This window comes from Allobosea sp. 10L422 (genome assembly GCF_056395345.1).
On record NZ_JBFTJI010000011.1, the window covers coordinates 124,714 to 145,225 of the forward strand.

The following is a 20,512-nucleotide window of genomic DNA, read 5'->3' on the forward strand; positions in this document are numbered from 1 at the left end:
GGCGCTGTCAAGGCACGTGGATAACACCTAACATATTGGAATATTTAGAAATTCGGGCTAAGTGCGACATTCTTGCCGCAATGCGGTGCCGATTGTGGCATTTTTTCAGCCGGGAGAACGGCGCCCTCAGCCGGCGTCGCGGATGCGCTCTGCGGTGGCCAGATCGACCGAAACCATCTGGCTGACGCCGCGCTCGGCCATGGTCACGCCGAASAGCCGCTCCATSCGCGCCATGGTGATSGGGTTGTGGGTGATSARRATGAAGCGYGTTTCAGTGTTTCGSGCCATRTCGGCGAGCAGATCGCAGTAGCGTTCGACATTGGCGTCATCGAGCGGTGCGTCGACCTCGTCGAGCACGCAGATCGGCGAGGGGTTGGTCAGGAACACCGCGAAGATCAGCGCGGTTGCCGTCAGCGCCTGCTCGCCGCCGGAGAGCAGCGTCATCACCTGCGGCTTCTTGCCGGGGGGGCGGGCGAAGATCTCGAGCCCGGCATCGAGCGGATCCTCCGAATCCACCAGCTTGAGCTCCGCCTCGCCGCCGCCGAACAGCACGCCGAAGAGCCGCTGGAAGTGGCTGTTGACGATCTCGAAGGCGGCAAGCAGCCGCTCGCGCCCCTCGCGGTTCAGCGCTCCGATCGCTTGCCTCAGCCGGCGGATCGCCTCGGTCAGGTCGTCGCGCTCTCCGGAAAGTCCCTCGCGCTTGGCCTTCACCTCGGTCAATTCATCCTCGGCCCGCAGATTGACGGCGCCAAGTCGCTCGCGTTCGCCCTTGAGGTTGGCGAGCCGTCGCTCGACCGTTTCCGGCTCCGGCAGCGCGTCGCCAGGCTTGATTCCGGCGATGGCCTGCAGGCCGTCGAGGCCGGTTTCCAGCCCGTCTTCGATCTGGCGGGTGATGTCGGCGACGCGCTGGCGGGCGGCTTCGAGCCTTGCTTCCGCCGAGGCGCGGCGCTCGCGCGCGCCGGACAGCCCTTCGAGGGCGATGCGCGCCTGCCGGTCGGCCTCCGCCAGCGCGGTTTCGCCGGAGGCAAGCCGGTCGGCTGCCTCGCGGCGAGCACCTTCCGCCTGCTCGATCTCGGCGAGGAGGCGGCGCCGCTCGGTCAGGAAGGTGTCGGGCGCTTCCAGCAACGTCCTCTGCTCGGTGCTGGCGACGTCGATCCGGTGCCGTGTCTCTTCGGCGCTCTGGAGGCTGGCTGCCGCGCGCTCCTTCCAGGCTTTGACGTCGGCGGCGATCGCGGCGCGGCGCCGCATCCGCAATTCGGCTTCCCGGGCCAGGGTCTGGACCCGGGCGCGGGCGTCGGAGGCGGCGGCGCGGGCCTCGCCCAGCACCACCCGCGCCTTGAGCAGCGTGTTTTCCAGCGCGGCGGAGGCGGGCAGGGCGGCAAGCCCTGCTTCTTGCACCGCCACTTGCTGAGAGGCCTCGGACACGGCCTGGCCGAGCCGCTTGATCGCTTCGGCCAGGGTTGAACGCTTGACCAGGGTCTCGGCCGCCTTGCGCTCGGCGACCGCAAGCTGCTCGCGCGCCTGATCGACGCTCCGGCGCGCCAGCCGCGAGACCTCGATCGCGGCGGTTTCCGCCTGCGCAGCCGCGCGCGCCTCGGCGCCGACGGCGTCCAGAACCCGGCGGGCGGTCTCCGCCGCCTCGCGCGCGGCCTTCGCCTCACGCTCAAGATCGACGAGGCGATTCTTCTCGGAAAGCCGTCTGGCGGCGGGGGAGGGAGCGTCGGCTGCGCTGGCGAAGCCGTCCCAACGCCAGAGATCGCCTTCGCGCGAGACCAGGATCTGGCCCTGCTTCAGCTCTCGCCGGAGGGCGTCCCCCAATTGGCGCGCGACGACGCCGATCTGCGCGAGCCGCCGCCTCAGGGCGGCGGGGGCCTGGACATGAGCAAGCAGCGATTCGGCTCCTGTCGGCAGGTCAGGGTCGCCGCTTCCTGCTCCGGTATCGTCCCAATGTGCCGGGGCGGCCGCTTCGGTCGAGGCGTCGAGATCGTCGCCGAGCGCGGCACCCAGCGCGACCTCGTAGCCCTTGGCGACGCTGACGGCTTCGAGGATCGCCGGCCAGCGATAGCCCGCTGCCGGGGCAAGCAGCTTGCGCAGTGTGCCGATCTCGGTGTCGAGCCGCTGGGCTCTGCGGTCGGCCTCGGCAAGCGGACCGCGCAGCGCCGCTTCGCGCTCGCGTGCTGCCGCGACAGCTTCGCGTGCCGCCCCGACATCGGATTCCGCTCTCTTGGCCGCCTTCTCAGCCGTCGCAAGAGCTTCGCGCAGCCTGTCGAGCAACGTCTTCGCATCGGACGCATCGAGCGCTTCGAGGTCGCGGCGCAGCTTGTCGCGCTCGCCGCCGGCGCGGACCTGCCGCTCGCGCGCTTCGCGCAAGGAACGCTCCAGCGCATCGCGTCTGGCGGCGAGATCGGACAAAGCTGCCTGCGCGCTGGCCTGCTCGGCCTCAGCCGCTGCGAGGGCTGCTTCGGCCTCGCGCTGCGCTGCCGTCGCGGCCTCGGCGCCCGATCCGGCGCCATCGCCCTCGCGGGCGAGTGCGGCATCCTCCTCCGACAGCCGCGCGAGGCTCTCGGCGGCATCGCGGCCGATATTTTCCTGCCTTGCGAGATCGGCCTGCAGTTCCGCAAGACGGCGCCCGAGATCTTCGGTTCGCTGTCGCGATCGGCGATTCTCGGCTTCGAGTTCGTCGAGGCCGCGCTTCAGCCGAACCAGCGCCGCTGCGGCAGTCGCCTCGCCCTCGCGCAATGCCGGCATCGCATGGGCTGTGATGGCCTGCCGCTTGGCGGCCTCGGCCTGAATGCCGGTCTGGTCGGCGACGCCTCGCACCGCCTCTTCGAGCACATGCGATGCCTGCGCTTCCTGGGCGCGGGCATCGTGCAGCGCGATCAGCGCCAGGATCGCCTCGGCGCGTCGGATGTCGCCTGCAAGGCTGCGGTAGCGCCCGGCCTGCCGCGCCTGCCGCTGCAGGGCGTCGATCTGCCCGTCGATCTCGCCGAGCACGTCCTCCAGCCGGGTCAGGTTCTCTTCGGCGCCGCGCAGCCTGAGCTCGGCCTCATGGCGGCGACTGTGCAGGCCGGCGATGCCGGCGGCATCTTCCAGGATGCGCCGGCGCGATTGCGGCTTGGCGGAGATGATCTCGCTGATCTGCCCTTGCCGCACGAGGGCCGGGGAGCGCGCGCCGGTCGCGGCATCGGCGAAGAGGAGCTGCACGTCCTTGGCCCGCACCTCCTTGCCGTTGATGCGGTAGGTCGAGCCTTCCTCGCGCTCGATCCGGCGGGTGACTTCGAGGACTTCGGCCTCGTTGAAGGCGGCCGGAGCCTTGCGGTCACTGTTGTCGAGGGTGAGCGAAACTTCGGCCATGTTGCGGGCCGGGCGCTCGTTCGAGCCGCCGAAGATGACGTCGTCCATCCCCGAGCCGCGCATGTTCTTGAACGAGCTTTCGCCCATCACCCAGCGCAGGGCTTCGACGAGGTTGGACTTGCCGCAGCCATTCGGCCCGACGATGCCGGTCAGCCCCGGCTCGATCAGGAACTCGGTCGGCTCGACGAAAGTCTTGAAGCCGGCGAGCTTGAGGCGCGTCAGGTGCATGGTGCCACCGCGCCGGCCTGAAAAGCCTCAGCCCTCATCCTTCGAGACGCTGCTGCGCGGCTCCTCAGGAAGAGGGCTGAGATGACTGCCTCGCGCTGGGAGCGCAAGCGGATGGGAGGCCCCTCAGTTGGCGAGGAGCGGCTCCAGGATCTTGTCGAACTCGGCGATCGAGAGCGCACCGGAACGCTTCTGCCCGTTGATGAAAAAGGTCGGCGTCGAATCCACGCCAGCCTTGGCCCCGCCATCCTTCACGACTGTGACGGCGTCATAGATATCCTGCCGTTTCAAGCAGGCCTCGAAGGATTCCTGTGTGAAACCGGCCTGCTTGACCAGCGTGGCCAGCGCGTCCACCGGCTTCTCGGTGAAGGCCCAGTTGCGTTGCTGCGCGAAGAGCAGGTCCGTCATCGGGTAGAACTTGTCGTTCCCGTTGCAGCGCGCGAGCATGAAGCCGGCCGTCGCCAGCGGGTCGAGCGGGAACTCGCGCAGCGTGAAGCGCACCTTGCCGGTGTCGATGTATTTCTTCTTCAGCTCCGGCCAGGTCGTCTCGTGGAAATGCGCGCAGTGCGAGCAGGTCATCGAGGCGTATTCGACGATCGTGACCTTGGCGTCGGGGGAGCCCAGCCAGACATCGCCGAGCGGGCCGGCATCGGGAAGCTTGGTCTGTGCCCGCACGGCGTTAACGCCGGCGAGCGCGGCGGCCGCGATACCGGCTGCGCCGGTCAGGAGCTGTCGCCTGTTCGTCATCGTGAGCAATCCCCGAAAGGTCCAAAAGCGGTTGCGGAGCTTGAGTATTTTCAAGCGAAGCGGACACCCGTTCGCTTGAAGCAAATGCGATGAATCGCTCTATAGAGGCCAGCGCGATTGTGGCAAGAGCACATCGTGCCGCTGCGCGCATTGCTCACGAAGCCGTGTCATGGTCTCGCGTTTTCGCACTGAGTGCGACGGCCCGGCCGAGCCGCGCCAGCGCTTCGCGCAAGCCCTCGTCAGCGACGCAGGCGACCTGCTCGTCGATCCGCGCCGCTGCTTCCTCGTTGAGCTTCGGCGCCGGTTTGGGCGCCACGGGCCGGGCGACCGGCCCCTGCTTGAGCACGAGCTTGCCGACGGCGCGCCAGCCGAGATGGGTGTTGACCCGCTCGATCACCAAGGGGCCGAGCTGCTGCATCTCCAGCGCGAAAGCGCCTTCGACGCGCACGACCATCGTTGCCGGCTCGGTCGCCTCGCCAGGGGCGGGCCGGCGCCGCGGCCAGTCGATCTTGAGCGGGCGCGAGCGCGCCGCCAGCCTCTCGCCGACGATCTCAGGCCAGAGCGAAACGACGGCACGCCCCGCGAAGCCCTGCGCGGCGAGCGCGGGCGCGATGCAGTCGTCGATCAGCTCTGCGAGGTGCTTTGCGGCCATGGCTCAGTTTGCGCGAGCGGGCGGCGGCCTGGCAAGTCGATTGCGCGGCGCGGGGCATCATCATGTCCGAACGCGTGGCCATTTCTGCCTCACCGGGTTGAAACTGACAGTTGAAATTAACTCGCCTACAGCATTTCAGCGCTAAATGCCGCAATGGCAGGTCCGGCGGGAACTGTCGCCGAGGGCGGTGACGTACTCGGCTTGAGTTGGGCCTACGCCTGAAGGTTCGAATGCGATGCCGAATTGCTCCTGCGCCACTGTTCATACCCTCGGCTGCGATGCGCCCGATGATCCGAACCGCCGCCAGTTCTTCACGGCGGCCGTCGCATTGAGCGCTGCCGGTGCGATGGCGCTGCCTGCCGTCGAAGCTGTCGCCGCTACGCCTTCGCCGGAAAAGCGGAAATTCATGGAAGAGGCGACGCGGCTCGCGATCGAATCGGTTGAGAAGGGATGGGGCGGTCCCTTCGGCGCCGTTATCGTCAAAGACGGTGAAATCATCGGACGCGGCCAGAACCGCGTGCTCCTCACCGGCATTCCCGTCCTCCATGCCGAAGTCACCGCGATCATGGATGCTTCGGCCCGCCTCAATCCCAAGGCGCTGCTGGGCAGCGAATACGGTGCCGGCACGATCCTGGAAATGATCCCGCGCGAGGCAGGCTCTCCCGATCCGGTGCCAGAGCGCGCGCGCATGCTCAAGGGATGCGAGATCTACATCAACGGCGCGCCCTGCCCGATGTGCATGAGCGCGATCTACTGGTCTCGCATCGACCACGTCTATTTTGCCGCCAGCCTGAAGGACACCAGCGCAATCGGCTTCGACGACGCGTTCCAATACGAGGATTTCGCCAAGCCGTGGGGCGACAGGCGGATCAGGGTGACCGAGAACTTCGAGCGAGAGGTTGGTCTCAAAGCCTATGCGGCGTGGACCAACAAGACGGATCGTCACCCCTACTGAGGCGCGTGGTCGAGACCGGCCGCTATGCGGCCGCGGAAAGTCAGAAGGCCGAGGACAGAAATGATCCGGCTCCGCGAAAGCGGGACCGGGGCGCAATGACTGACGCCCGTTTTCGATCCCAGCGACTGTTCGGCCTTTCGCGACGTCGGCTCCTCGCGCTAAACCCGGCGCATGGACGCCTCCGTTCCGATGGCCCGCGCGGTCGATCTGCTCGCCTGGTATGACCGCCATCGCCGCGCGCTGCCCTGGCGCGCCGTGGCGGGCGAGCGCCCTGATCCCTATCGCGTCTGGGCCTCCGAGATCATGCTGCAGCAGACCACGGTCGCGGCGGTCAAACCGTATTACGAGCGCTTCATGGCGCGCTTCCCGACCGTAAAGGCCCTTGCCGAAGCGCCTTCCGAGGATGTGATGCAGGCCTGGGCCGGCCTCGGCTACTATTCCCGTGCCCGCAATCTCCACGCCTGCGCCCGCGCGGTCACCGAGAATCACCGCGGTCGCTTCCCCGATACGGAGGGGGGGCTGCGGGCCTTGCCGGGCATCGGCGCCTACACGGCCGGAGCGGTCGCCGCCATCGCCTTCGACCGGCCGGCCGCGGCCGTCGACGGCAATGTCGAGCGCGTCATGACGCGGCTCTTCGCCATCGCCGATGAACTGCCGGGCGCGCGGCCGCTGATCCGGGAGAAGGTTCTGGCGATGCTGCCGATCGATCGGCCCGGCGATTTCGCGCAGGCTCTGATGGATCTCGGCGCGACCATCTGCATGCCGCGCAACCCGGCCTGCGGGCTCTGCCCCTGGCGCGATCCCTGCCGGGCGCGGGCGGACGGCATGCAGGAGAGCTTTCCGCGCAAGGCGGCGAAGAAGGCGGGCAAGATCCGCTACGGCGCTGCCTTCGTCCTGACCCGTGCCGATGGGGCCATCCTGCTGCGCACGCGCCCCGCCAAGGGGTTGCTTGGCGGCATGGCTGAGGTGCCGACCAGCGAATGGCGCGCCGATTACGAGCTTGACGGCGCCGCGCAGGATGCGCCGCTGCCCCTGCGCTGGACCCGGCTGGCCGAGCCGGTGCGCCACGTCTTCACGCATTTCCCTTTGGAACTGACGGTGTTCACCGGCAGCGTTCCGGAGCGGACTCTAGCTCCCGCTGGCATGCGCTTCACAAAGCTGGCGAATCTTGCCGGCGAGCCGCTGCCGAGCGTCATGCTGAAGGTCGTCGAGCGCGCGGGGCTCTACCGCTCGAAGACGCGATAGGTCATCGTCATCGTCCTGAAGCTTTTTGACCTCAGCGCCGCGGGAGCCGTTCTTCAGGATGGTGGCCATGACAGCCCCGCTACGATCTCACGAGCCAGAGTGGGCGCGCAGCCGGCGCGCGCATCCTCTGAACGAATGATGGCAGGAGTTTTGGCCGGCGGGCGGTCAGCCCGCCGCCATCTGCGCCCTGATCTCGCCGCGCAGCGCGTCGAGCACGGTCAGCCCGCCTTCGCGCTCGACATGCCAGAAGGTCCAGCCATTGCAGGCCGGTAGGCCCTGTGCCAGCGCGCCGACCTTGTGGATCGAGCCCACGGCAGGGCCGAGGATCAGCGTGCCGTCGGCGCGGATAACGGCCTTGTGGCGCCGCTTCTCGTCATGGACGGTCTCGCCGGCCTTCACCAGCCCGGCTTCGACCAGGCTGAGGAACGGCACGCGCGGCTCGCTGCGCTTGGAGGGCGCGGTGGAGAAGGCTTCCGGCGCCAGCGGCGTCACCGCGGCGATGCGCTCGCGCGCAGCCTTGGCATAGGTCGCATCGCGCTCGAGGCCGATAAAATGGCGGCCGAGCGCCTTGGCGACGGCGCCGGTCGTGCCGGTGCCGAAGAACGGATCAAGGATCACGTCGCCAGGATTGGAGGCCGAGAGCAGGACGCGGGCAAGCAGGGCTTCCGGCTTCTGCGTCGGGTGCACCTTGGCGCCGCCAGCGTCCTTCAGGCGCTCATCGCCTGTGCAAAGCGGCAGATACCAGTCGGAGCGCATCTGCAGGTCGTCATTGCCGCCCTTCAGCGCTTCGTAGTGGAAGGTGTATTTCGAAGCTTCGCCGCGCGCCGCCCAGATCAGCGTCTCATGSGCGTTGGTGAAGCGCCGGCCRCGGAAGTTCGGCATCGGRTTGGCYTTKCGCCAGACGATGTCGTTCAGCATCCAGAAGCCGAGATCCTGCAGCGTCGCACCGACGCGGAAGATATTGTGGTAGCTGCCGATGACCCACAGCGCCCCGTCCGGCTTCAGCACGCGGCGCGCGGCGGCAAGCCAGGCGCGCGTGAAGGCGTCGTAATCGGCGAATGAGGCGAACTTGTCCCAGTCGTCGTCGACGGCATCGACGAGGCTGTCGTCGGGCCGGCGCAGATCGCCGCCGAGCTGGAGGTTATAGGGCGGATCGGCGAAGATCAGGTCGACGCTTGCCGGCGGCAAGGCGTTCATCGCCGCGACGCAGTCGCCGACGAGGATCTGATCGAGCGGCAGTTCCTGCGGAACGCCGATTTGTTCGGGAAGGCTCCTGGCCTTCATCCGAGCCCCCAGCGCTGGCCGTCCGGTACGCGAAACCTGAATCCGGACGGGAGCGCTGGCGGTCCCGGTACGCGAGATACCCATGACGCCAAGACCGTTACGCAACTTCAACGAGCGCGATATTGGCCGGACAGGGTAAAGGCCGGGTTTCCGCTTTGAAAAAAATGCGTCCCGTTTTGGGGCTGCAGATTTTGCCTAGCTCGTTGGCAAACAAGGGAAATTCGTAAACGGGCGTTAACCCGCGGATTGCCGCTAGGGCAATCTGGCAGGGTTCCCGTCATGCTCGGGTTTGACCCGGTATCTCCTGCCGAGGACGGCCCTGGGGCCTCCTTCTGTCTGAGATTCTCGGGTCCGGGCTTCGCTTCACCCGAGAATGACGCCAGGCAATCCTTACCGGAACCAGACGCCCTTCACCGGGGCGAAGGAATAGCGGTGCTCGGGGCAGGGGCCGTGCTCGGCGATGGCCTTGCGATGCTGCGGCGTCGCATAGCCGACATGGCCGGAGAAACCATAGGCCGGATAGCGCCGGCACAGCCGCGCCATCATTCGGTCGCGCGTCACCTTGGCGACGATCGATGCGGCCGCAATGGAGGCCACGGCACCGTCCCCCTGAATGATCGCCTCGCAGCTACAGCTCATCTGCGGCGGATCGTTGCCGTCGACCAGCACATGCAGCGGCGCCAGCGGCAGCGCGGCGATCGCCCGGCGCATCGCCAGCAGCGTCGCCTGTCGGATGTTGAGCGCGTCGATCTCGACCGCTGTGGCGCTGGCGACAGCCACTGCAAGCGCCCGCTCCATGATCTCGCCGAAGAGCTCCTCGCGGATCGGTGCCGGCAGCTTCTTCGAATCGTCGAGCCCATGCGGCACGCGGGCCGGATCGAGGATGACGGCCGCCGCCACGACCGGGCCGGCGAGCGGCCCGCGCCCAACCTCGTCAATGCCGGCCAGCGGCCAGAGGGCGTTAGCGATGGCGTGTGTCTCGCGGCTGAAATCAGCGGGCATGGCGGGCTTATGCAACAGAGTGCCGCCGCGAGCTAGACCGCTGTCGTCCTCCTCCACCATCATCCCGGACAATCTGCCATGGGCGGCGCCGATCCGGGATCCATGCCCAAGCCTTCAATCAGAGGCGCTCCGGCAATCAGAGGCGCTCCGGAATGGATCGCGGTTCTACGCTTCGTTGCGCCCGGTACGACCTCCGCGCGTGTCCATTCAAAACAGGCTCAGCTGCGCCTTTTCCTTCTCGGGCCTTACGAACAGGTCGGTGCGCAGCCTCCGGCGCGCCGTGTTGAAGCCGATACGCTCGGCCGCAAGCTCGAAACGCCGACCGATCATCCAGGCATAGGGACCTGAGCCGACCATGCGCTGTCCCCATTGCGAATCATAATCCTTGCCGCCGCGGGTCGAGCGGATCAGCGACATCACATGCCGAAGCTTGTCGGGATGATGCGTCAGCAACCACTCCTGCACGATGTCGCGCACCTCGAGCGGCAACCGCAGCAGCACATAGCCGGCCTCCTGCGCGCCCGCCGCCTTGGCGGCGTCCAGAATTCGCTCGATCTCATGCTCGTTGATCGCCGGTACGATGGGCGCAACCAGCACCGTCACCGGGATGCCGGCTTCCGACAGCTTGCGGATCGTCTCGAGCCGCTTCGGCGGCGAGGCGGCGCGCGGTTCCATGCCCCGCGCCGTCTTGGGATCGAGCGTCGTGACCGAGAGCGCGACCTTGACCAGGCCCTTCTCGGCCATCGGGGCGAGGATATCGATGTCGCGCTGGACCAGGGCCGATTTGGTGACGATGCCGACCGGGTGGTTGAACTTCGAGAGCACTTCCAGGATCTGGCGCATGATCCTCAGCTTCTTCTCGATCGGTTGATAGGCGTCGGTATTGGTGCCGATCGCGATGGTGCGCGGCTGATAGGAAGGAGAGGAGAGTTCCTTCTCCAGCAGTGCCGCGGCGTCGGGTTTCGCCGTCAGCTTGCTCTCGAAGTCGAGGCCGGGCGAGAGGCCGAGATAGGCGTGGGTCGGCCGCGCGAAGCAGTAGACGCAGCCATGCTCACAGCCGCGATAGGGATTGATCGAACGGTCGAAGGAGATGTCCGGCGAGTCGTTGCGCGTGATGATGTTGCGCGCCTTCTCATAGGCGATCTCGGTCTTGAACGGCGGCAACTCTTCCAGCGAGCCCCAGCCATCATCCTCGGTGACGCGCTGCTCCGCTTCGTAGCGCCCTCCCGGATTGACGGTGGCGCCCCGCCCGCGCCGTCGTTCCGGGTCGATGCGGTGGCCGGCATAGGCGAGCGGGTCGGCCGGCGCGACGACTGGCGCCGAGATGGTCGGCTCCCTGTCGTGCCGCCGCAGCGGCTGGGCCGATGGATAGGGCCTTTCGGTGGGTCTGGCCTGTGGCATGGCTTTCGAACCGGTTCACTGCCGGGAATCGGCATTTTGTGATCTCGGATAGAGTGAACATAACAAGAACAAAATGCAAGAGCCGGATTGCGGCGTGCTGCGCTGCGGCATAGAACCTTGCGTATGCTCACAGCCGTGATCCGCGCCGATGGTTCCCCACGAGCTCTCGCCGCCACGCTGGCCGTGCTGATCCCGGCGGTGGCGGAAGGGCTGCTCGGTCATGCGGTGATCGTGGATACGGTCGGCGCTCCCGATTTCGAGCGTGCCGCGGACACGACCGGCGCATGCTATCTGCGCACCGGCCCGGCCGCGGCCTGGCAGGGTGGGGCGGCCGCGGCGCGCGGCGATCGGCTCGTGCTGTTCGAGGCCGGCGACGTGCCGCAGGCGCACTGGGCGCTGGTGGTGGAGCGCTATCTGTTGCTCACGCCGGATCTGCCGGCCCTGATACCGCTTCACGCAGTCGGCGCTGCGCTGCGCGAGCGCGTCGCGCTGTCCTTCGCCGGGCGCAGGCTCCGGTCCGGGCTCGTGTTGCCGAAGGCGATGGTCCTGGAAGGGCGCCTCGACCAGGCGCCGCAGCGCCTGCCGGTGTGGCGCGAGCGCGCAGGGTAGGGCGGTGTCCGAGGCGGCATGACATCGGGCCGCGTGCCTCCTAAGCTGGAGGCGTCGGGAGGCTGATATGACGATACCGGGCGAGATTCTTCTGGCGAGCGATCTGTCCTCGCGCACCGACAGGGCTGCGGAACGCGCAGTGCTGCTGGCGCGCGGATGGCAGGCAAAGCTCGCGATCCTGCATGTCACGAATGCGACGGAGCAGGGGAGCGCCGGTCTTGCGGCCGAGGCCTGGCGCGAGGAGCTGCCCTCGGCGGCCGGCGAGGCGGAACTGCTGGTCCGTAACGGTTCGTTGCCGGACGTGCTGGCCAAGGTCGCCGCCGAGCGGGGCAGCGGACTGATCGTGACCGGCGTCGCGCGCTACAACGACGTCCGCGACTACGTTGTCGGGACGGCCGTTGACTATATCGTTCGCAGGGCGGCTGTTCCGGTCCTGATCGTCCGCCGGCGCGCCGATCGCCCTTACGGCACGATTGTCGTCGGCACGGATTTCTCGGAGGGCTCGCGCCGGGCTCTGCTGGCGGCTGCGGAACTGTTTCCGCAGGCGCGCCTCCTGCTGGTTCATGCCCATCCCGGCCCCGGCCCCAGGACCGATTTTCAAGGCAAGGGCGATTTCCTCCGCGCGGAGGCCGAGGCCGGGATGAAGGCCTTCCTCGACGCGGCAAAGCTTCCCGAGAGCCTCATCACGCGGCTCAGCACCCAGAGCGTCGAGGGCAATGCCGCCGCGGCCATCGAGCATTGCCGCGCCGCGGCCGGAGCAGAATTGGTCGTCGTCGGCCGCTACGGGCAGGGTGGCTTTGCCGAAGCGGTGATCGGCAGCACGGCCGAGACGATCTTGGGCACGGTCCGGGCCGATATCCTGATCGCGCCCGGCGCCTGATCGCCGGCGTCGGCTCACCGGCTCGGCTGTTCGAAGGATCCGTGTGCGAATGCCTATACGGGGTTCCGGAAGGTGTCGCAGCTCTGCAGCGAGCCCGACTGGAAGCCGGTGTTGAACCACTTCGTCCGCTGCGCCGACGAGCCGTGCGTGAAGGAATCCGGCACGACTACGCCCTGCGCCGCCCGCTGGAGCTTGTCGTCGCCGATCGCAGAGGCGGTGCGGATAGCTTCCTCGATATCGCCTTGGTCGATCCGGCCCATCGCCTGGATATTATGCGCCCAGACGCCGGCGAAGCAGTCGGCCTGCAATTCGATCCTGACCGAGATCGCGTTCGAATCGCGCTCGGAGGAACGCTCGCGGATCTGGTTGGCCTTGGGCAGGATGCCCAGCAGGTTCTGGACGTGGTGGCCGACCTCGTGCCCGATCACATAGGCATAGGCGAAGTCGCCGCCGCCGCCGAGCTTGCGCTGCATCTCCTGAAAGAAGGAGGTGTCGAGATAGACCTTCTTGTCCACGGGGCAGTAGAACGGCCCCATCGCCGATTGCGCCGTGCCGCAGCCCGAACGGTCGACGCCGGAGAACAGCACGAGCCGGGGCGGCTGGTAGCGGATATTGGCCTGCTGCGGCAGGATTTTCGACCAGACGTCCTCGTTCTGCGCCAGCACGGCCGAGACGAAGCGGCCCATCTGGTCCTGCGGCGGGCCGGAAGAGCGGCGGGTTTCCTGCGTCTGCTCGCGCCCGCCAATGCCGCCGATCATTTCGGCGCCGCCGATCAGCAGGCGGGGATCGATGCCGAGCGCCCAGCCGAGAAGGCCGAGCACAACCATGGTGCCGATGCCGATGCCGCCGCGCCCGCCAGGCATGCCGGCGAAACCGCCGCCACCGCCGCCGCCGCGCCGGTCCTCGAGATTCTCGGACTGGCGATAGTCTTCCCACTGCATGGACGGTTCCTCGACGAAACGCCCCGCAATCTCGCCGGGAGATGCGGGGAACTCAAGTCGTCTTTGCAGGCCCCGCCTGAACGAAGCCTGATCGTTATCCTCTCACTCAGTGATAGCCGCTGTCGACCCTGACCTTGCCGCGGAAGGTCCAGTACACGAAGGCCGTATAGAACAGGATCATCGGCAGGAGGAAAGCGACGCCGATCAGCACGAAGATATGGGAGGAGGGTGCGGCCGCCGCGTCCCAGATCGTGATGTCGGGCGGCACCAGATAGGGGAAGTTCGAGATCGACAACCCGACGAAGCAGAGCAGAAAGATCGCGACGGTCAACGCGAAGGGCGTGAACTCATGCGCGCCATGCAGCCGCCGCCAGGCGAGGTAGCCGCACAGCGCCGTCAGCAGCGGGAACGGCCAGAGCCAGACGAGATTGGCCGGGGTGAACCAGCGCTCGGCGATTCGCGGGTGGGCATAGGGCGTCCACAGCGAGACCAGCGCCGCGAAGGCCAGGAGGCCCAGCAACAGGATCTTCGCCTGCCGCCGGGCCCGTTCGGCGACGGGGCCGTCGGTCTTGTAGAGCAGCCAGGTCGCGCCGAGCAGGGCGTAGCCCACGATGACACCGGCTCCGCACATCACCGTGAACGGCGTCAGCCAGTCGAGCGGCCCGCCGGCGAACTGGCCGTTCTTGACGGTGACGCCCTGGATCAGCCCGCCGAGCACGAGCCCCTGCGAGAAGGCAGCGACGGCCGAACCCAGCCAGAAGGCGAAGTCCCAGCGTCGGTGATGCGGCTTGGCCACCCAGCGGAACTCGAAGGCGACGCCGCGGAAGATCAGTGCCAGCAGCATCAGCGTGATCGGGATGTAGAAGGCCGGCATGATGATGGCGTAGGCCTGCGGGAAGGCGACCCAGAGGCCGCCGCCGCCCAGCACCAGCCACGTCTCGTTGCCGTCCCAGAACGGGGCGACCGAGTTCATCATCTGGTCGCGCTCGCCCTCGTCCTTCGTCGTCGGGAACAGGATGGCGATGCCGAGGTCGAAACCGTCGAGCACGACGTAGAGCATCACGGCGGTGCCGATCAGCACGGCCCAGATGACCGGAAGATACCATTCCATCGTCGTGGCTCCTCAGATCGCCGGCTGGATCTTGTCGTCGCCGGGCTGGCCGTCGCCGAAGATGGTGGCGGCTTCGCCCTGCACGGCCTTGAGCGTGCGCTTCGAGGGTTGCTCGGGCGCGTCCGGGCCTGCGATCTCGTCCGGTCCCTTGTCGATCAGGCGGTTGATCAGGAGGATGCCCGCCGTGAACACCACCGAGTAGACGCAGACAAACAGGAAGAGCGAGATCGCGACCTGGGTGGTCGTCACCGGCGAGACGGCATCGGCCGAGCGGATGATGCCCGTCGCGAGCCAGGGCTGGCGGCCCACTTCCGTGACGAACCAGCCCGAGAGGATGGCAAGGAAGCCGACGGGCCAGGTGTATTGGGCGATCCAGAGCCAGCGCCGCGATTCGAACACTGTGCCCTTGCGCCAGAGCCAGGCGCCGATCCAGCCGAACAGGATCATCAGCACGCCGATCCCGACCATCGCCCGGAAGGCGAAGAACGGGATGAGAACCGGCGGCCGGTCCTGCACGGCAAAATCCTTCAGGCTCGGGAAGAGCGCATTCATGCTGCCATGGGTGACCAGGCTGGCGACGCCGGGAATCGAGACCTCGAAGCGATTGAGCTCGGCCTTCTCGTCGGGCCAGGCGAAGAGCACGAGGGCGCCGGGCTTGGACGAATCCCAATGCGCCTCGATCGCGGCCAGCTTGGCCGGCTGGTAGGTCGCGGTGTCGCGGCCGTGGAAATCGCCGATCACCGCCTGCAGCGGCGCCGTCAGCGCGATCATCAGGATCGCCATCCGCACCATCGTCTTGGCCGATTCTGTGCGGTGCCCGGCGAGCAGATGGCGCGCGCCGGTCGCCAGCACGACGAAGGCGGTCGTCAGATAGGCCGCGGTCATCATATGGGCGAAGCGCAGCGGGAATGTCGGATTGAAGACGATCTTCACCCAGTCGACGGGATAGGCGATGCCGTCGCGCACCTCGTGTCCAGCCGGATACTGCATCCAGCTATTGGCCGAGAGGATCCAGAAGCCCGAGAGCGCCGTGCCACCCGCGACGATCACCGCCGAGGTGAAGTGCAGCCAGGGCGGCACGCGCTTCCATCCGAACAGCATCACGCCGAGGAAGGAGGCCTCGAGGAAGAAGGCCGATAGCACCTCGTAGCCGATCAGCGGGCCGACCACGTTGCCGACGGCCGTCGAGAACCGGCTCCAGTTGGTACCGAACTGATAGGACAGCACGATGCCGGAGACGACGCCCATCGCGAAGGATACGGCGAAGATCTTGGTCCAGAAGCGTGCGAGCAGATGAAACTTCTGGTCGCCCGTCTTCAACCAGAGGCCGAGCAGTGTCGCGATATAGGCGGATAGCCCGATGGTGAAGGCTGGAAAGACGATGTGAAATGAAACGGTGAAAGCGAACTGGATGCGTGAAAGCTGAAAAGCGTCGATTTCCATCGCAAGACTCCGGCCAGCTACCGCCTCGGGGCGGCTTGAAACGATCCTGCCGAAGGCAGCATCGTCGCTCTCGGCCAGATTAGTCAAATCCGAGGCTGGGCGAGAGGCGCGGATGTCGCAGTCGCCGGTCGTGATGTCGCAGGGGAGGGGGCCTGCAACCTCGGCGTGCAACCGTCCCGGCGCGGAACTGCGCGCACTGTTGCACCCAAACGGAATGGTTCTCTGGGCGCGCGGAGACGTTGCCTCTACTCGTATTCGCCCTCGATATCCCTGCCGGTATAATCCTTCATCAAGGCTGTCGCGATCAGGCTCAGGATTGCGCAGGCGAGAATGTAGAAGGCGATCGCATAGGCCGTTCCATACTTGGCAAACAGCCAGGCGGCGATGAGCGGAGCCGGGCCGCCGGCGATCACAGAGGCGAGCTGATAGCCGAGCGAGGCGCCGCTATAGCGCAGGCGGCCGGTGAAGGATTCCGCGATCAGTGCCGCCTGCGGTCCATACATCATGTCATGCGGCACCAGCGAGATCACGATGGCCAGGAAGATCAACAGCGCCGAGCCGGTGTTGAGCATCCCGAAATAGATGAAACCGAAGGCGCCGGTCGCCGCAGCGCCGATCATATACATGCGCCTGCGTCCGATCAGATCGGAGATGTGGCCGAAGAGCGGGATCGAGACGAAGGACAGGACCGAGGCCGCCAGCACGGCGACGAGCAGAAAATCGCGCGAGACCTTCAGCGTCCCGACGCCGTAGGCGAAGATGAAGGCGGTGAAGATGTAGAAGGGCGCCTGCTCAGCCATGCGTAGCAACGCACAGAGCAGAATCTCCTTGGGGTGGCGCTGAACCACCTCCAGCATCGGCGCGCGCTCGACCTTGTTCTCGGCGACGAGCCTGCGGAATATCGGCGTCTCCATGATGCCGAGCCGGATCCAGAGGCCGATCGCGACGAGCACGAGGCTCAGCAGAAACGGAATGCGCCAGCCCCAGGTCAGGAACTGGTCGCCGGAGAGCCAGCTGAAGGCGAGGACAGCCAGATTGGCGAGGAACAGGCCGCAAGGCACCCCGAACTGCGGCCAGGATGCGATGAAGCCGCGATGATCGGCTGTCCGCGCCCATTCCATCGAGAGCAGCACGGAGCCGCCCCATTCACCGCCCACCCCGACGCCCTGAATGAAGCGCAGCACCGTCAGGATGATTGCGCCCCAGATGCCTATGCTCTCATAGGTCGGGACGAGCCCGACGAGAAATGTCGCGATTCCCATCAGCATGAGCGTGGCGATCAGCGTCGATTTGCGGCCGATGCGGTCGCCATAATGGCCGAAGATCGCCGCGCCGATCGGCCGGGCGACAAAACCGACCGCATAGATGGCGAAGGCCTCGAGCGTGCCGACGAGCGGCTCCGATCGCGGGAAGAACAGCCGCGCGAAGACAAGACCGGTCACCGTGCTGTACAGGAAGAAATCATACCATTCGATTGCGGTGCCGATTGTGCTTGCGACGATGGCACGCCGCAGTTGCCTATCATGCTCTTGCTCGGACAGTATGCCGGCGCCAAGATCGATGACAGCCATGGTCAGCCTCCACGCATTGGTTCACCGCGCAGGCCGCTGCAAAATCAAGTGATATTATATCGCAAATCGCCGGAAACGGCTATTTCTCATGCCTTGGCCGCGGGGCAATCGCTTCAAATTGATCGACCGCGCATGATTCCGGCCATTCGGGGCCTCGTGATGCGGAGCTGCTGCCGGAAACCGAGATTTCGAAGTGGGACTTTGGCGAGATTTCCGGTTCCTCCATCACCGCATTTGGCGGCCCGACTTCGGTTCCGGGAGCCTATGCGAGCGCAGCCTTGAGCGCGCGCAGGTCGCGCCAGGCGAGGCGCTTTTGCAGCGGCTGCCGCAAGAGATAGGCCGGGTGCAGCGTCGCAATGGCGCGAATGCGGCGCGAGCCGGTATCGTATTCCACCCATTGCCCGCGCGAGCGCAGGATGCCGCTGAAGCCGAGCAGCCCCTGCGCCGAGGGGCCGCCAACACAGACCAGGATGTCGGGGTCGGCGAGCTCGATCTGGCGCTGGATGAAGGGCAGGCAGATCGCGACCTCCTGCGGCGTCGGCGTGCGGTTGCCCGGCGGACGCCAGGGCAGGAGATTGGCGATGTAGACGTCGTTCTGGCGGCTGAGGCCGATCGAGGCCAGCATCCGATCGAGCAATTGGCCGGAGCGGCCGACGAAGGGGAAGCCTAGCCGGTCCTCATCGGCGCCCGGCGCCTCGCCTACCATCATCACCCGGCCTTCCGGGTTGCCATCGGCGAAGACGAGATTCTTGGCTGTCGCCTTCAAGGCGCAGCCTTCGAACTTCGCGAGCGCTTCCTTCAACTCGTCGAGCGTGCGCGCCTCGCGGGCCAGCGCGCGGGCGTTGAGGGTTGCGTCGTCGGGCGCCGTGGCGGCCGCCGCGATCGGCCGGGCGGGAGCGGCCGGACGGCCCGGCAACGAGCGCAGGCGAGGTTGGCCGGCGCCGGCGGAGGGGGGCGGCTCGGCGAAATGATTGCGCGGCGCCTCGTCGAGCGCCTCGGTCACGCCCATCTCGGCGTACCAGCTCAAAATCTCGTAAGGGTCTGGCGCGTCGGGGCCGGCTGTATCGGACAGGCTCATGGCCGCATCCTATACGCTGCAACGCCGCTTCGCGAGCCAACGCAGTTGCAAAATGGAACGGGCACTTGGATAGAGGGGTCCAGACTGGACGGAAGCCGAGCGTTGAACGAGTCGGCATAATAGTTCATATATAAACTAATCGCGCGACGCGGGTTGCCAAGGCGGAGGGCAGGATGGATCTCAAGGAAGCGCAGAGCGAACCGCGCGAGAGCATGGACTATGACGTCGTCATCGTCGGCGCCGGTCCTGCTGGTCTGGCGGCTGCGATCCGGCTGAAGCAGCTCGACGAGAACATCTCGGTCGTCGTGGTCGAGAAGGGGGCCGAGGTCGGCGCCCATATCCTCTCCGGCGCCGTCATCGATCCGATCGGCCTCGACCGTCTGGTGCCCGACTGGCGCGACGATCCCGAGCGCCCCCTGACCACAGAGGTCAAGGAAGACGTCTTCTATTTCCTGACCCAGCCGAGCGGTCTTCGCCTGCCGAATTTCGGCATGCCCTCGCTGATGAACAATCACGGCAATTTCGTCGGCTCGCTCGGGCTGGTCGCGAAGTTCCTGGGTGCGCGCGCAGAGGCGCTCGGCGTCGAGATCTATCCCGGTTTCGCCGCCGCCGAGCTGCTGTTCAACGAGGACGGTTCTGTCGCCGGCATCGCGACCGGCGACATGGGCATCGCCAAGGATGGCACCGTCTCGGACCGCTTCACCCGCGGCATGGAGCTGCGCGGCCGCTACACGCTGCTGGGCGAGGGCGCGCGTGGCTCGCTCTCCAAGATCGCGATCAGGAAATTCGGCCTGGACGCCGGCCGCGAGCCGCAGAAATACGGCATCGGCCTGAAGGAGCTCTGGCAGGTCAAGCCGGAGAAGTTCCACAAGGGCCGGGTCCAGCACTCCTTCGGCTGGCCGCTCGACAATGGCACCGGCGGCGGCTCCTTCCTCTATCATTTCGACGACAATCTGGTCTCGGTCGGTTTCGTCGTGCATCTGAACTACCAGAACCCGACTCTCTCGCCCTTCGACGAGTTCCAGCGCTTCAAGACCCATCCGCTGATCCGAGACACTTTCGAGGGCGGCAAGCGCATCGGCTATGGCTCGCGCGCCATCACCGAGGGCGGTTTCCAGTCGGTGCCGAAGCTGACCTTCCCGGGTGGCACGCTGATCGGCTGCGCCGCGGGCTTCGTCAACGTTCCCCGCATCAAGGGCAGCCACAACGCCATCCTGTCGGGCATGCTGGCGGCCGAGAAGCTGGTGCCGGCGCTCCAGGCGGGCCGCAGCCATGACGAGGTCGTCGAGATCGAGACGAGTTGGCGAGACAGCGCCATCGGCAAGGACCTGAAGCTCGTCCGCAACGTCAAGCCGCTCTGGTCGAAGTTCGGCACGCTCATCGGCATCGGGCTCGGCGGCGTCGACATGTGGCTGAACCAGCTCTTCGGCTGGTCGCCCTTCGGCACGCTGAAGCACGGAAAGCCCGACTACGCGACGCTGAAGCCGCTCGCCGAGGTGACGCCGATCACCTATCCGAAGCCGGACGGCAAGATCTCCTTCGACAAGCTGTCATCGGTCTTCCTCTCCTCGACCAATCACGAGGAAGACCAGCCGGCTCACCTGAAGCTGACCGATCCGTCGGTTCCGATCGCGAAGAACCTGCCTGTCTATGGCGAGCCGGCACGGCTCTACTGCCCGGCAGGCGTCTACGAGGTCGTCTACGAGAATGCCGAGACGAAGAGCAATCCGCGCTTCGTGATCAACGCGCAGAACTGCGTCCACTGCAAAACCTGCGACATCAAGGACCCCGCCCAGAACATCACCTGGACGGTGCCGGAAGGCGGCGGCGGGCCCGGCTACGCGAATATGTGATCGGCTCTCTCTGAGAGTCCTGCGAACAAGGGCGCGCTGCGAGGTGCGCCCTTTCATGCTTGGAAATGGTGGTTCGGCCTTTGCGCACGGCCGGAGCTGCCGGCTCCGGCTTGTCCGCGGCGAAGCCGAAGAGAAGAGCCGTTGCGGCAGAGTTCAGATCA

At 66.7% G+C, this 20,512-nt stretch carries 16 protein-coding genes; 5 read left to right on the forward strand and 11 right to left on the reverse strand.

Annotation, left to right across the window (positions count from 1 at the left end; genetic code table 11):
- Nucleotides 1-126: 126 nt before the first annotated feature.
- The 3 genes from AC1DEZ_RS20420 to AC1DEZ_RS20430 all read right to left on the reverse strand — a co-directional run bounded on the left by AC1DEZ_RS20420 (nucleotide 127) and on the right by AC1DEZ_RS20430 (nucleotide 4,978).
- Entirely contained in the window at nucleotides 127-3,582 is a 3,456-nt protein-coding gene (locus AC1DEZ_RS20420) for a chromosome segregation SMC family protein (protein ID WP_476780564.1), read from the reverse strand.
- Nucleotides 3,583-3,705: 123 nt separating this feature from the next.
- Complete coding sequence (locus AC1DEZ_RS20425) at nucleotides 3,706-4,326, reverse strand: DsbA family protein (protein ID WP_441510920.1); 621 nt, start codon at nucleotides 4,324-4,326, stop codon at nucleotides 3,706-3,708.
- Between the two features lie 154 nt (nucleotides 4,327-4,480).
- Entirely contained in the window at nucleotides 4,481-4,978 is a 498-nt protein-coding gene (locus AC1DEZ_RS20430) for a DUF721 domain-containing protein (protein WP_441510921.1), read from the reverse strand.
- Between the two features lie 406 nt (nucleotides 4,979-5,384).
- On the opposite strand from AC1DEZ_RS20430, the gene AC1DEZ_RS20435 reads away from it, so the two are divergent.
- Complete coding sequence (locus AC1DEZ_RS20435) at nucleotides 5,385-5,933, forward strand: nucleoside deaminase (RefSeq protein ID WP_441510922.1); 549 nt, start codon at nucleotides 5,385-5,387, stop codon at nucleotides 5,931-5,933.
- Between the two features lie 171 nt (nucleotides 5,934-6,104).
- Nucleotides 6,105-7,178 (forward strand): A/G-specific adenine glycosylase, encoded by a 1,074-nt coding sequence (mutY, locus tag AC1DEZ_RS20440; protein WP_476780565.1) that lies wholly within the window; start codon nucleotides 6,105-6,107, stop codon nucleotides 7,176-7,178.
- Between the two features lie 165 nt (nucleotides 7,179-7,343).
- Here mutY and AC1DEZ_RS20445 read toward each other — a convergent pair whose 3' ends face one another.
- The 3 genes from AC1DEZ_RS20445 to AC1DEZ_RS20455 all read right to left on the reverse strand — a co-directional run bounded on the left by AC1DEZ_RS20445 (nucleotide 7,344) and on the right by AC1DEZ_RS20455 (nucleotide 10,865).
- Nucleotides 7,344-8,546 (reverse strand): site-specific DNA-methyltransferase, encoded by a 1,203-nt coding sequence (locus AC1DEZ_RS20445; RefSeq protein WP_441510923.1) that lies wholly within the window; start codon nucleotides 8,544-8,546, stop codon nucleotides 7,344-7,346.
- 306 nt (nucleotides 8,547-8,852) lie between these two features.
- Nucleotides 8,853-9,464, reverse strand: coding sequence for a ribonuclease HII (locus AC1DEZ_RS20450; protein WP_441510924.1), 612 nt, complete (start codon nucleotides 9,462-9,464; stop codon nucleotides 8,853-8,855).
- A 207-nt stretch (nucleotides 9,465-9,671) separates the two neighbouring features.
- Nucleotides 9,672-10,865, reverse strand: coding sequence for a PA0069 family radical SAM protein (locus AC1DEZ_RS20455; protein ID WP_441510925.1), 1,194 nt, complete (start codon nucleotides 10,863-10,865; stop codon nucleotides 9,672-9,674).
- A gap of 117 nt (nucleotides 10,866-10,982) precedes the next feature.
- Here AC1DEZ_RS20455 and AC1DEZ_RS20460 point away from each other — a divergent pair, with 117 nt between their 5' ends.
- Nucleotides 10,983-11,474, forward strand: a complete 492-nt coding sequence (locus AC1DEZ_RS20460) for a hypothetical protein (protein WP_441510926.1) — start codon at nucleotides 10,983-10,985, stop codon at nucleotides 11,472-11,474.
- Nucleotides 11,475-11,541: 67 nt separating this feature from the next.
- On the forward strand, nucleotides 11,542-12,354 hold the full coding sequence (locus tag AC1DEZ_RS20465) for a universal stress protein (protein WP_441510927.1): 813 nt from the start codon (nucleotides 11,542-11,544) through the stop codon (nucleotides 12,352-12,354).
- 53 nt (nucleotides 12,355-12,407) lie between these two features.
- On the opposite strand, the gene ypfJ is transcribed toward AC1DEZ_RS20465, so the two are convergent.
- The 5 genes from ypfJ to AC1DEZ_RS20490 form a co-directional block, all read right to left on the reverse strand.
- Nucleotides 12,408-13,295: a KPN_02809 family neutral zinc metallopeptidase gene (gene ypfJ, locus AC1DEZ_RS20470; protein WP_441510928.1), complete on the reverse strand. Its 888-nt coding sequence runs from the start codon at nucleotides 13,293-13,295 to the stop codon at nucleotides 12,408-12,410.
- Nucleotides 13,296-13,401: 106 nt separating this feature from the next.
- A complete protein-coding gene (gene cydB, locus AC1DEZ_RS20475) occupies nucleotides 13,402-14,406 on the reverse strand; it encodes a cytochrome d ubiquinol oxidase subunit II (RefSeq protein ID WP_441510929.1) in 1,005 nt (334 codons plus the stop codon).
- A gap of 12 nt (nucleotides 14,407-14,418) precedes the next feature.
- The gene (locus AC1DEZ_RS20480; RefSeq protein ID WP_441510930.1) at nucleotides 14,419-15,849 is read right to left on the reverse strand and encodes a cytochrome ubiquinol oxidase subunit I; all 1,431 of its coding nucleotides are present in this window, start codon (nucleotides 15,847-15,849) and stop codon (nucleotides 14,419-14,421) included.
- 245 nt (nucleotides 15,850-16,094) lie between these two features.
- The gene (locus AC1DEZ_RS20485) at nucleotides 16,095-17,420 is read right to left on the reverse strand and encodes an MFS transporter (protein ID WP_441510931.1); all 1,326 of its coding nucleotides are present in this window, start codon (nucleotides 17,418-17,420) and stop codon (nucleotides 16,095-16,097) included.
- A 262-nt stretch (nucleotides 17,421-17,682) separates the two neighbouring features.
- Nucleotides 17,683-18,498, reverse strand: a complete 816-nt coding sequence (locus AC1DEZ_RS20490; protein ID WP_441510932.1) for a uracil-DNA glycosylase — start codon at nucleotides 18,496-18,498, stop codon at nucleotides 17,683-17,685.
- 173 nt (nucleotides 18,499-18,671) lie between these two features.
- On the opposite strand from AC1DEZ_RS20490, the gene AC1DEZ_RS20495 reads away from it, so the two are divergent.
- Nucleotides 18,672-20,351, forward strand: coding sequence for an electron transfer flavoprotein-ubiquinone oxidoreductase (locus AC1DEZ_RS20495; RefSeq protein ID WP_441510933.1), 1,680 nt, complete (start codon nucleotides 18,672-18,674; stop codon nucleotides 20,349-20,351).
- Nucleotides 20,352-20,512: the final 161 nt, after the last annotated feature.